This window comes from Streptomyces sp. NPDC005805 (genome assembly GCF_040630445.1).
Taxonomy (GTDB): domain Bacteria; phylum Actinomycetota; class Actinomycetes; order Streptomycetales; family Streptomycetaceae; genus Streptomyces.
In genome coordinates, this window is sequence record NZ_JBEXXN010000006.1 from 1 (window position 1) to 11,985 (window position 11,985).

Consider the following 11,985-nt stretch of genomic DNA (forward strand, 5'->3'; position numbering starts at 1 on the left):
GGTTGATAGGCCGGATATGGAAGCACGGTAACGTGTGGAGTTGACCGGTACTAATAGGCCGAGGGCTTGTCCTCAGTTGCTCGCGTCCACTGTGTTAGTTCTGAAACAACGAACACCATCAACTCTGTTGGCCGGGTGTGTGGTTCGTATAGTTTCATAGTGTTTCGGTGGTCATAGCGTTAGGGAAACGCCCGGTTACATTCCGAACCCGGAAGCTAAGCCTTTCAGCGCCGATGGTACTGCAGGGGGGACCCTGTGGGAGAGTAGGACACCGCCGAACAATTTTTGTCAGAAGGCCCCGGAACACCGTTCCGGGGCCTTTCTGCATTTCCGGACCCAGTTCGAGGACCGGCTACTGTCGTCGCATGCGCTACGACCTCGTCATCTTCGACAACGACGGCGTGCTCGTCGACAGCGAGCCGATCTCCAACACGATCCTCGCCGCCTACCTCACCGAGCTGGGTCACCCCACCTCGTACGAGGACTCCCTGCGCGACTACATGGGCTCCGCGATGCACCGCATTCACGACCTGGTCCGCGAGCGCACCGGGCAGGCGCTGCCCGCCGGCTTCGACGACACCTTCCACGCCCGGGTGTTCGACGCCTTCGAGCGCGAACTGACCGCGGTCGACGGGGTCGTCGACGTCCTCGGGAAGCTCCGGGCCGACGGCGTCCCGTACTGCGTCGCCTCCTCCGGGAGCCATGAGCGCATCCGGGTCGGGCACCGGACCACCGGGCTGGACCGCTGGTTCGGGGAGGGGATCGTGTTCAGCGCCCAGGACGTCGGCCGGGGCAAGCCGGCGCCGGACCTCTTCCTGCACGCCGCCCGGGCCATGGGCGTCGCCCCGGAACGCTGTGTCGTGATCGAGGACAGCCCCCTCGGGGTCCGGGCCGCCGTCGCCGCCGGGATGGACGTGTACGGCTTCACCGCGATGACCTCCGCCGCCGAACTCGTCGGCGTGAACGGGCACTTCGACGCGATGGAGGAGCTCCTCGCGCTCCTCGCCCAGCCGTCCGCCGCCTGAGGTTCCCCGCCTGAACTCCCCCTACCCGCTCCCTACCGCGCGGTAGGCAACGGGCTTACGCTGTCCGGCCATGACCGACGCGCGATTGCGCCACGGACGCGGGTCCCTGGCGTTCGCCTTCCTCGCGCAGGGCGTCGCCTTCGCTCTGCTCGTCACCCGCATCCCGGCCGTGCAGGACCGGTACGGGGTCTCCGACGCGCTGCTGCCGCTGTTCCTCGCCGCCGTGCCCGTCCTCGCCGGCGTCGGCAGCGTCCTCACCGGACGCGTCGTACGCCGTACCCCGCCCAGCGCCGTGCTGCGCTGGTCCCAGCCGCTGGTGCTGCTGTCCCTCCTCGGGGTCGGCGGCGGGCGCGAACTGTGGCACCTGGCGGTCGCCCTGGGTGTCTTCGGCCTCGCGGTCGGCGCGCTGGACGCGTCCATGAACATGCTGGGCGTCACCCTCCAACGGGCCTACGGGCGCAGCATCATGCTCGGCTTCCACGCGGCCTACAGCCTCGGCGGTATCGCGGGCGCCTCGCTCGCCTGGGCCGGTGCGCGCGCGGACCTGGCGCTGCTGACCGCGTATCTGCCCGTCGTCGTGGTGCTGGTGCCCGCCGCGCTCGCCGCCAGTCGCTGGTACGTGGACGCGTCCCGCCAGAAGCAGCCGGACCCGGAGCCCACGGGGACCGCCGGCCTCGCTGGTGCGGTGCCGCTGGGGGTGCTGATGCCCCTGTGTCTGGTGATGACCTTCGCGTACATCGGGGACTCCACCGTTGCCAACTGGAGTGCCAAGTACCTCCAGGACGTGCTGGGCGGGTCGGAGGAGCTGGCGACAGTGCCCTACAACGCGTACATGGTGACGACGCTCCTCGGGCGGACCGTCGGGGACCTGGGGGTGCGGCGGTTCGGGGCGGTGGCGGTCGTGCGGTGCGGGGCGCTGCTGGCCGCAGTCGGGTTCGGCGTGGTCGCGGCGGCCCCCGGGCCCTGGGCCGGGATCGCGGGCTTCACCCTGCTGGGTCTCGGGCTGTGCGTGATCGTGCCCCAGACCTTCGCCGCGGCCGGCCGGCTGCCGGCGGGGCGGAGCGACGCGGCGGTGGCCCGGCTCAACGTCTTCAACTACGTCGGCTTCCTCGTCGGCTCCCCGCTGGTGGGGGTGCTCGGCGACGCGTGGAGCTACCGCGGGGCGATGCTGGTGCCCCTGGTGCTGGTGCTCGCGATCCTGGGGTATGCCCGCGCGTTCGGTTCGGGGGGCGACCGATACGGTGGCGGGCATGAGCGGCCGCGGGTTGTTGATGTGGGACGAGGCGGTCACGGCGTATGACTTCGGGGACAGCCATCCGATGGACCCGGTGCGTCTCGCCCTGACCATGGGACTGGTGCGGGCCTACGGGCTCGACGGGGCGATGGACGTGGTCGCGGCGAAGCCCGCCGGCGACTCCACGCTGCGGCTGGTGCACCGCGAGGACTACATCGCCGCCGTGCGCGCCGCCTCGCGCGATCCTCGCGCGGCCGACCAGAAGTACGGGCTCGGCACCGTCGACGACCCCGCCTTCGCGGGCATGCACGAGGCGTCGGCGCTGATCGCCGGGCAGTCCGTGGGCGCCGCCGAGGCCCTGTGGCGCGGGCAGACCGAGCACGCGGTGAACTTCGCGGGCGGGCTGCACCACGCGATGCCGGGCTGCGCGTCCGGCTTCTGCGTCTACAACGACGCCTCCCTCGCCATCGCCCGGCTGCTGGAGCTGGGCGCGGAACGGGTCGCGTATGTCGATGTGGACGTGCACCACGGGGACGGGGTGCAGGCGGCCTTCTGGGACGACCCCCGGGTGCTGACGATCTCCCTGCACGAGCACCCCAGCACCCTGTTCCCGCAGACCGGTTGGCCGGAGGAGACCGGTGGGGACGGCGCCGCCGAGGGCTCGGCGGTGAACGTGGCCCTCCCGGCGGGGACGGGCGACGAGGGGTGGCTGCGCGCCTTCGACGCGGTGGTGCCCGAGCTGCTGGCCGCCTTCCGGCCGCAGGTCCTGGTGACCCAGCACGGCGCGGACACCCACTTCGAGGACCCGCTGGCGCACCTGGCGGTGTCCCTGGACGCGCAGCGCGCGGTCCAGGAGACCTGCCACGAGCTGGCGCACACCACCGCCGGCGGCCGCTGGCTGGCGCTGGGCGGCGGGGGCTACGAGGTGGTGGACGTCGTCCCGCGCTCCTGGACCCATCTGGTGGGCATCGCCGCGCACCGGCCGGTGGAGCCGGAGTCGGTGATCCCGTCGGCCTGGCGGGACGAGGTGTACGCGCGCACCCGGCAGTTGGGGCCGGGGCGGATGACGGACGGCCGGTGGCCGGTGCGCCGGCGGGCCTGGGAGGACGGCTACGACCCGGCGGACCGGCTGGACCAGGCGATCCTGGCGACGCGGCGGGCCGCGTTCCCGCTGCGGGGTCTGCTGCCCTAGCCGGTCCCCGGGCCGGGCACCGGCGGCGGGCTCGGAGCGGGATTAGGCCAACGGTGCGGGGTTTTCCGGGTTTTGGTCTCGGTGGCCCGTCCGTGCGCCAGCATGCGGAGGGTGTGGAGCACCGGAGCGCTGCGTGCGCAGCTGCTGACGCATCTGCTGGACTCGGGGCTCGCCGGTCCCGTGGCGACCTCGCGGGAGGCGAGCCTGCGCAGCTACCGGGCGTTCGCGGCCCGCGACCCCCGGGTGACGATCGGGCTCGATCCGCTCGGGCGCTGGGACGAGCGGGCCCTGCTGGCGCTGATGGCGGACCGCTGCGGGGTGTCCGCCGACCCGGCCCGGGTGCACGGCGGGGACGTCATCGACCCGGAGCTGACCGTGCGGGCGCTGGACGTCTTCGCGGAGCGGCTGGCCGAGGCGGTGGGGCGGCGGGCGCCGGTGCTCTTCGGGACCGGGCACCCTCACCGGCTGCTCGGGTTCTACGCTGATCTGGCGGACGCGGTGTCGGCGGCGGGATGTCCTGTTCTCACCCCCGCGCAGGGGCGATGTGTCGACATAACGACCCGGTTCGGCGTACGTCCGCTCACCCTCGCCTACGTACGGGGGGTCGGTCTGGTCCGTGAGTCGGAGGAGGCGGGGGAGGGGGCGCACAGTCATTCGCCGCTGCCCGTCAGGGTCGCCCTCCAGGCCGCGGCGGAGGGGGGCGGGCCGCTCCCGGAGCTGGTCGTGGGCGACCACGGCTGGGTCTGCGGGGCAGGTCAGCTCGGTGTGGAGGCGATCGGGCTGGCGGACACGGACGACCCGGCCCTCTTCGTCGGCGCGGCCGAGGGGCAGGTGTCGGTCGCGGTCCCGCTGGACGACGGCGTGCCCTCGGACCACTACGTGCCGGTGACGCGCTATGTGCTCAAACGCGCGTGTCTGTCACCGTAGAACGCGTCTGTCACCGTAGAGGAGGAATGCAGCTCCTCTTCCCCACTCGCATCACCCGCCCCTAATCTGGGCAGTGAGCGCACAGCGACGAAGAGTCACCGGAGGGGAAGCCGGTGCGCGTCGGGTGCGGAAGGTACAGGTGGGTCATGGCAGCTGGCAGCGAGATGCCTCTCAACGAGGTCAAGTTCCTTACCGTGGCGGAGGTCGCCGCGGTGATGCGGGTGTCGAAGATGACGGTGTACCGGCTGGTGCACAGCGGTCATCTGCCGGCGATTCGGGTGGGGAGGTCCTTCCGGGTACCGGAGCAAGCGGTGCACGAGTATCTCCGCGAGTCCTTCGTGGGGGTGGAATCGGCCTGACGGAGGCCGGACTCCGCTCTCGGATCGCCCTCGGATTACGTCCCTCACCCGGCGGCGGGTAGGCTAGGCCGACGTAGGTCGTGTGGGCCCAGACGCCCCGCACCGATCTCCGCTGGCGCGGAGATGTTCCGAGAAGTGAGCGAGGGTAGTCGTGGGCTCTGTTATCAAGAAGCGGCGCAAGCGGATGGCGAAGAAGAAGCACCGCAAGCTGCTCAAGCGCACGCGCGTTCAGCGTCGCAACAAGAAGTAAGCGGCGCCAGTGCGCTGCTCGGCCCTCCCACCGGTCGCCGGTGGGAGGGCCGAGGTGCGTCCGGGGCCGGTCGCGTACGACCCGGCGGCCGGTTCCGGACCGACCGGCGCCGGGCGGCGCGCGGGGCATGAGGGGCGTGAAAAGGAAGGTCCTGGCAAAAGTGCGCCGCGCGGTCATCACAGCGCAACAACGACGCGCTACGGTGACGAGACCACCTAGGGGAAGGCGCTGATCTTGGGCAAGGTCGTGCTCGTCACCGGTGTCGCCCGGCCGCTCGGGGGCCGTCTTGTGCGCCGCATCCAGCGCGACCCCGAGGTGGACCGGGTGATCGGTGTGGACGCCGTGGCGCCCGGGCGGCCGCTCGGCGGGGCCGAGTTCGTCCGTGCCGACATCCGGATGCCCGCGATCGCGCGGGTCCTCGCGGAGCACGCCGTGGACACCGTGGTGCACCTGGACGTCACGGGCACGCCGCTGGGCACCGGGGGCCGGGCGTCGGTCAAGGAGACCAACGTCATCGGCACCATGCAGTTGCTGGGCGCCTGCCAGAAGTCGCCGACGGTCGAGAGGCTGGTCGTGAAGTCCAGCACCAGTGTCTACGGCTCCGCGCCCCGCGACCCGGCCGTCTTCACCGAGACCACCCCGCCCAAGTCCCTGCCGAGCGGCGGCTTCGCCAAGGACGCGGTGGAGGTCGAGGGGTACGTCCGCGGGTTCGCGCGCCGGCGCCCGGACGTCGCGGTGTGCGTGCTGCGGTTCGCCAACATCCTGGGCCCGTGCGCCGATTCGCCGCTGGCCGAGTACTTCTCGCTGCCGGTGCTGCCGACCGTGTTCGGCTACGACCCCCGGCTCCAGTTCGTCCACGAGGACGATGTGATCGACGTGCTCCGCATCGCCCTGCACGAGCCGCGGCGCGGGACCCTGAACAGCGGCACCTTCAACATCGCCGGCGACGGGGTGCTGAGCCTCGCGCAGTGCGCGCGGCGGCTGGGGCGGCCGACGCTGCCGGTGCTGCTGCCCGCGGTCACCTGGGTCGGGTCCGCGCTGCGGACCGTCGGCGTCACCGACTTCTCGCCCGAGCAGATCCGGCTGCTGACCCACGGCCGGGTGGTGAGCACCGTCCAGATGCGCGAGACCCTGGGTTTCGAGCCCCGGTACAGCACGGCGGAGACCTTCGCGGACTTCGCGCGCGGCAAGGGGCCGGGGCTGCTGCCGCCGGAGGCCGTGGCGAGAGCCGTGGACGAGGTGGCGGCCGCCCTGGCGCCCGAGGGCGGCGGGGCGCTGCCGCCCGTGGGCGCGGCCCGGCACGGAGCCCGATGAGCAGCGCCCGATGACGAGCGGCCGGTGAACGGCGGCGCGAAGCCCGACAGGCCCGGACAAGGAGCACAGCCAACCATGGCGGACGCCAAGGTCATTCCCTTCGACGACGACCGTTCGCGCGGTGGCGCGGCGCGCCCGGCGAGGCGGCGGCCCGGCTCCGGGCGCCGCGCGACCGAGCGGGCCGCGTCCGGCGAGGCGTCGGCCGAGCCGGGCCAGGAGGCGGCCGCGGGCCGCGCCGGGCGGCTCTCCCGGGGGGAGAAGCGGCGGACGGGCCGGGAGCGGTCCGGTGAGGCGGTGGTGAGTCCGCTGCCCGAGCAGGCGGCCGGGGCGGCTGCCGGTGACGGTCCCGCGAACGCGAACGCGAACGCGAACGCGACCCCGGCCCCGGAGCCCGGTGCGGCCGGGGCCTGGGACCGGCGGGTCGCGGGCGGGCTCGCGTTCCTGCGCCGCCGGCTGACCGGCGACTACGAGGTGGACGAGTTCGGCTTCGACGCCGAGCTGACCGACCAGGTGCTGATGTCCCTGCTGCGCCCGATGTACGAGAAGTACTTCCGGGTCGAGGTGAAGGGCATCGAGAACATCCCGTCCGAGGGCGGGGCGCTGGTGGTGGCCAACCACTCGGGGACGCTGCCGCTGGACGGGCTGATGATGCAGGTCGCCGTCCACGACAACCATCCGGCCGGGCGGCATCTGCGGCTGCTCGCCGCCGATCTGGTGTTCATGCTGCCGGTGGTGAACGAGCTGGCGCGGAAGGCCGGGCACACGCTGGCGTGCGCGGAGGACGCGGAGCGGCTGCTGCGGCGCGGCGAGGTCGTCGGGGTGATGCCGGAGGGCTTCAAGGGCATCGGCAAGCCGTTCTCCGACCGCTACAAGCTCCAGCGGTTCGGCCGGGGCGGCTTCGTGTCGACGGCGCTCGGTGCCGGGGTGCCCATCGTGCCGTGCTCGATCGTCGGCGCGGAGGAGATCTACCCGATGATCGGCAACGCCAAGACGCTGGCGCGGTTGCTGGGCTTCCCGTACTTCCCGATCACGCCGACCTTCCCGTGGCTCGGGCCGCTCGGTGCGGTGCCGCTGCCGACGAAGTGGACGATCCAGTTCGGGGAGCCGATCCCGACGGACGGGTATCCGCCGGAGGCGGCGGAGGATCCGATGCTGATGTTCAACCTGACCGACCAGGTGCGGGAGCAGATCCAGCACACCCTCTACAAGCTGCTGGTGCAGCGGCGGTCGGTGTTCTTCTAGGACGCCCTGCGCGCAGAGCAGCGCGCCTGAAGCAGCGACGAAGAGGGGCGCTCCCGGCCGGGAGCGCCCCTCTTCGTCGTTTCCGGCCGCCGCCGGTTACTGGTCGTCCGCCTCCAGGCCGAGGCCGGGGAGGATGCCCGGCAGCAGCGGCGGGATGGTGACGTCCGGGACCGGGGGCTCCGACTGCTTGCCGGACGGGGCCGGAGTGGTGCCCTGGGACGGCGGGTCGAGCAGGCCGCCCGTGTTTCCGCCGAGGAGGCCCTCGTCCTGCGGCGCGGAGCTGGAGCCGGAGGGGCGGGGCTTGCTGTCCTGGCCGGTGCGGTCGCCGTCCTGCTCGGGGGTGGACGGCGAGGTGCGGCCGGGACCGGTGGACCGGTCGGAGTCCTCGGGGGTGGTGCCCGGGCTCTGCGGGCCCCGGTGCTCCTTCACGGGTGGGCGGGGGAGCAGGGATTCGAGCGGGCCGACCTCTTCCTCTATGGCGTCGAAGGCCGAGCTGACCTCTTCGCCGACGTCGTTCAGCTGCACGGGGAGCCGGTCGCGCAGCCCGTCCCAGGTGTCGCGGTGGGCGCGGGAGAACGAGTCGAGGGTGGCCATCGGGCCGAGGGAGCCGTCGCGTTCGTACGCGGCGCTGAGCAGGCGGTGGCCCTCGGTGACGTCGTGCCGCATGCCGGTGAGCGTGCGGCGGACCTCGCCGAGGGACTCGTGGTCCAGGCTGCCCGCCCGGTCCCGTTCCATCAGGCGCCGGGCCTCGCCGAGCCGGGTGGACGCCTGGTTGAGGTAGAGCTCTCCCCGGTCCGCGTCGCCGTCGGCGAGCTGGCGCTTGAAGTCCTCCATGCCGCGCTTGAGCCCGTACAGGGAGTCACCCGGGAGGGCGTCGGAACTGGCAGCGGCCACGCCGCTGAACGCTCCCGCGGCCACACCCACGGTGAGCCCGCCGGCCGCGAGGCCCTTGGACCAGCGGGACCTCGGTCGCAACTTCCGGAGCGGGGAGGCCCGATGGGCGCCGCGGCCGTGGGTCCGCTGCTCGGGCACCGTAGGGCCCGCGGACGCACCTCCCTCGGCGACCGGGCCGTCCTTGAGCATCGCCTCCATGGCGGCCACGAGCTGGGCTCTCTGGACCACCTTGACCTCGGGGTCCATCTCTGGTCTCGGCAGCTCGCCGAGACCGTTCGCCAGGCTCAACAGCCGGTCCTGCTCGGTCTCCTCGACCGATGCGCGGGGCTGTTCGGCCGCCCGGTCTTCCAGGGCCTGGGCGAAGGCGCTCGCCCGCCGGTGTGCCGAAACGTTCGCGATCACTGGCGGCACCTCCTCTCGTCATGACGGTCGACTCCCCTGAGGGTCTGGAGGGTTGCACGCCTTGAGCGCAACCACACGAACGAGTGAGTGGCTGCGGGCATGGCGTGTCCACAGGGAGCCTGCAATCCGCACAACGAGCGGCGCGGCAGTTGGGTTACGCGCGAAAGATGATCGGACCAGTGCGTCATCGGGGCGTCACCGAAGGTGAGTTGGGGACGGGGTCGGTGGGGGGAGGCGGGGAGGCGGCGGTGGCTCAGCGGGCGTCGTCGGGCAGCAGCCGGGCGAGGGTGCGCACGGCGCGGTACTGGAGGGTCTTGATCGCCCCCTCGTTCTTGCCCATGGCGCGGGCGGTCTCGGCGACGGAGAGGCCCTGGAGGAAGCGGAGCGTGACGCATTCCTGCTGCTGGGGGTTGAGCTTGCGGACGGCTTCGAGGAGGGCGGCGTTGGAGAGGGACTCCAGGACGGAGTCCTCCGGGCTGCGCTCGACCTCGTTGGCGTCGAGCATCTCGCCCGTGGTGACCTCCAGCCGGAACCGGGAGGACTTGAAGTGGTCGGCGACGAGGTTGCGCGCGATGGTCACCAGCCAGGCGCCGAAGTCCCGGCCCTGCCAGGTGAAGGTGGAGATCCGGCGCAGGGCGCGCAGGAAGGTCTCGCTGGTGAGGTCCTCGGCGGTCGCCTTCCCGCCGACGCGGTAGTAGATGTACCGGTAGACGGTGTCGCTGTACTGGTCGTACAGCTTGCCGAAGGCCTCGGCCTCGCCGGCCTGGGCGCGTTCGACCAGCTCCATCATCCGGGCGCTGTCGCTGTCCGCCGAGGGGCGGCGGGCGGTGGTGGAGCCTCCGGCGCTGTGGCGGCCTCTGCGGGCGACCGCGCGCCCCTCGCCGGCGGCGCGCGAGTCGGTGACGGCGGTGCGCGCGGGGCCGGTCCCGACGCGGTCGGCCAGGGCGTAGCAGGGCCCGACCGGGCCGCCGGCGGCGGGAACGGGCGTGGCGAAGGCGGGGACGGCGTACGCGGTGGGGACGAGGCCGCGCAGGTGGTCGAGGACCGCTGCGCGCAGCGTAGCCAGGCCCGAGGCGTCAACCCCGACGTGTGGGTACACGGGACTCCCAGAGGCAGAGCTTCCATCACGAGCTGTGCTGGACCTTTCACCCGTCGTGATGACCGGTGGGGTCCGTCATGCGTCTGAGGAGAATAACGCTTCGTGCAGGGCGTGCTACACCCAGTTGTCAAAATCGCCGTTTCCGACACTTCTGTTGTGCCTTGGTGACGGATCAGGGAAGGATCGGTGACCGATTGTTGATCGGATCGCTTCGGAATCTGTTTCGTCGGGGGGCTGCTTGTGCCCACGCGGAGGCAACGGGACTGGCCGTGGCCTTACGGGGGAAGGACGACCGGATCGCCCGGCGACACGCGCGGGTCGTGACCCCGGGGCTGATGGGGGCGGCTCGCGATTGACGGCGGGGCCCCGCCCGGTCGGGCGGCCCGGGGCCGGTGGGTCCCCGGCCGCGGTGGGTCAGCGGCGCCGGCGGTGCAGGGCGACGGCCGCCGCCGTTCCCCCGGCGAGCGCGCCCACGCCCGCCGCGGCCGGGATGCCGACCTTCGCCGCCTTGCGGCCGGTCCGGTAGTCCCGCAGCCGCCAGTCCCGTTCCCGGGCGTGCTTGCGCAGCTTGGTGTCCGGGTTGATCGCGTACGGGTGGCCGACCAGGGAGAGCATCGGGATGTCGTTGTGGCTGTCGCTGTACGCGGCGCAGCGGGACAGGTCCAGGCCCTCGGCGGCCGCCAGGGCGCGCACCGCCTCGGCCTTGGCGGGGCCGTGCAGCGGTTCGCCGACGAGCTTGCCGGTGTAGACGCCGCCGACGGACTCGGCGACGGTGCCGAGGGCGCCGGTCAGCCCGAGGCGGCCCGCGATGATCGTGGCGGTCTCCACGGGCGCGGCGGTGACCAGCCACACCTTCTGCCCGGCGTCCAGGTGCGCCTGGGCGAGGGCCCGGGTGCCCGGCCAGATCCGGTCGGCCATGTACTCGTCGTAGATCTCCTCGCCGATGCTCATCAGTTCGGAGACGCGGTGGCCCTTGACGATGGACAGGGCGCTGTCGCGGGCGTCCTGCATGTGCTCGGGGTCCTCGACGCCGGCGAGCCGGAACCACGCCTGCTGCCAGGCGAAGCGGGCGAGTTCGCGGCGCTGGAAGAACTGCCGCTTGTACAGGCCCCGGCCGAAGTGGAAGATCGCGGCGCCCTGCATCACGGTGTTGTCGAGGTCGAAGAAGGCGGCGGCGCGTTCGTCGCCGGCGACGGGGAACTCCGGTTCTCCCGTGCCCTCGGCCGGTGCGCCCTCCAGTTCCTGGAGGGCCTCGATCGTCTGCGAGGACTTGCGTGCTGCCTCGGCTGCGGCCTCGCCTGCCAGGACACTGCGCGCGGTGGCGGAGCGCCTGCGGGGGGTGAGCCATCCCAGAGCGGCCATGTCGTGAGCATAGCCAGTCCGCCGGCCGCCTCCGGACCCGCCGGGATGCGGTGGCGTGAACAGTCCGCGTCGGCGCCGTTACGCGGCCGGGCCGCGCGGCGTCCGCCACCGCCCGGGCCCGTGGCGGGCCTTGGGAGTGTCCGGAGGGTCGCGCCGTTCGCCCGGAGGGCGGGTTCGCGGCGTCCGGTGCGTGCCGGACGCCGCGAACCAGGCGGGACGGTCCGGACACGACCTTGGGCGGGGCGCCGGCCGGGGCGGGGAGAATGGGGGCATGAGCCCTCTGCTGCGGCGTACGAAGAAGAAGGCCGGTGAGCGTGTCGTGACGCTGATCGGCAAGCCCGGCTGCCATCTGTGCGACGACGCCCGGGAGGTGGTCGCGTCGGTCTGCGAGCGGACGGGGGCGTCCTGGGAGGAGAAGGACATCACCCGGGACGAGGAACTGCACCGCGCCTACTGGGAGCAGATCCCGGTGGTGCTCGTCGACGGCGAGCAGCACACCTTCTGGCGGGTGGACGGGGAGCGGCTGCGACGGGCCCTGGAGGAGTGAGCCGGGCGCCCGGCGGTGCGCGGCGGGCGTCCCCGGAAGGGTGACGCCACACCTCCTGGAGGCCCGATGGAGTCCGGCGGCCGGGCCCGTCCGGGGGCTGTCGGCGGGGGCGCGGACAGGGCACAGTGAGGTGGATCC

The 11,985-nt window shown here is 72.6% G+C and carries 12 protein-coding genes and 2 rRNA genes; 11 read left to right on the forward strand and 3 right to left on the reverse strand.

The annotated features are described in order from the left end of the window. From ABZ457_RS05395 to ABZ457_RS05440, 10 genes are all read left to right on the forward strand, one after another. Positions 1–74 (forward strand): 23S ribosomal RNA (locus ABZ457_RS05395); the annotation flags it as partial. A gap of 89 nt (positions 75–163) precedes the next feature. After that, positions 164–280 (forward strand): 5S ribosomal RNA (gene rrf, locus ABZ457_RS05400). An 85-nt stretch (positions 281–365) separates the two neighbouring features. Further along, positions 366–1,025, forward strand: a complete 660-nt coding sequence (locus tag ABZ457_RS05405; protein WP_359154114.1) for an HAD family hydrolase — start codon at positions 366–368, stop codon at positions 1,023–1,025. Positions 1,026–1,095: 70 nt separating this feature from the next. Further along, positions 1,096–2,325, forward strand: coding sequence for an MFS transporter (locus ABZ457_RS05410; protein WP_359154116.1), 1,230 nt, complete (start codon positions 1,096–1,098; stop codon positions 2,323–2,325). Then, a complete protein-coding gene (locus ABZ457_RS05415; protein ID WP_359154118.1) occupies positions 2,276–3,451 on the forward strand; it encodes an acetoin utilization protein AcuC in 1,176 nt (391 codons plus the stop codon). Before ABZ457_RS05410 ends, ABZ457_RS05415 begins: the two co-directional genes overlap by 50 nt. A 111-nt stretch (positions 3,452–3,562) precedes the next feature. Then, entirely contained in the window at positions 3,563–4,378 is an 816-nt protein-coding gene (locus ABZ457_RS05420) for a phosphatase (RefSeq protein WP_359154120.1), read from the forward strand. A 146-nt stretch (positions 4,379–4,524) separates the two neighbouring features. Next, positions 4,525–4,737: a helix-turn-helix domain-containing protein gene (locus ABZ457_RS05425; RefSeq protein WP_018847683.1), complete on the forward strand. Its 213-nt coding sequence runs from the start codon at positions 4,525–4,527 to the stop codon at positions 4,735–4,737. Between the two features lie 151 nt (positions 4,738–4,888). Continuing rightward, a complete protein-coding gene (locus ABZ457_RS05430; RefSeq protein WP_003948845.1) occupies positions 4,889–4,987 on the forward strand; it encodes an AURKAIP1/COX24 domain-containing protein in 99 nt (32 codons plus the stop codon). Between the two features lie 234 nt (positions 4,988–5,221). Beyond that, positions 5,222–6,301, forward strand: coding sequence for an NAD-dependent epimerase/dehydratase family protein (locus ABZ457_RS05435; protein ID WP_359154123.1), 1,080 nt, complete (start codon positions 5,222–5,224; stop codon positions 6,299–6,301). A 75-nt stretch (positions 6,302–6,376) separates the two neighbouring features. Further along, a complete protein-coding gene (locus ABZ457_RS05440; RefSeq protein WP_359154125.1) occupies positions 6,377–7,543 on the forward strand; it encodes a lysophospholipid acyltransferase family protein in 1,167 nt (388 codons plus the stop codon). Positions 7,544–7,639: 96 nt separating this feature from the next. On the opposite strand, the gene ABZ457_RS05445 is transcribed toward ABZ457_RS05440, so the two are convergent. From ABZ457_RS05445 to ABZ457_RS05455, 3 genes are all read right to left on the reverse strand, one after another. Beyond that, entirely contained in the window at positions 7,640–8,839 is a 1,200-nt protein-coding gene (locus ABZ457_RS05445) for a DUF5667 domain-containing protein (protein ID WP_359154127.1), read from the reverse strand. Between the two features lie 253 nt (positions 8,840–9,092). Next, a complete protein-coding gene (locus ABZ457_RS05450) occupies positions 9,093–9,938 on the reverse strand; it encodes an ECF subfamily RNA polymerase sigma factor, BldN family (RefSeq protein WP_359154129.1) in 846 nt (281 codons plus the stop codon). A gap of 414 nt (positions 9,939–10,352) precedes the next feature. Continuing rightward, positions 10,353–11,300: an HAD-IB family hydrolase gene (locus ABZ457_RS05455; RefSeq protein WP_359154131.1), complete on the reverse strand. Its 948-nt coding sequence runs from the start codon at positions 11,298–11,300 to the stop codon at positions 10,353–10,355. A 271-nt stretch (positions 11,301–11,571) separates the two neighbouring features. Here ABZ457_RS05455 and ABZ457_RS05460 point away from each other — a divergent pair, with 271 nt between their 5' ends. After that, complete coding sequence (locus tag ABZ457_RS05460; protein ID WP_359154133.1) at positions 11,572–11,847, forward strand: glutaredoxin family protein; 276 nt, start codon at positions 11,572–11,574, stop codon at positions 11,845–11,847. Positions 11,848–11,985 lie beyond the last annotated feature (138 nt).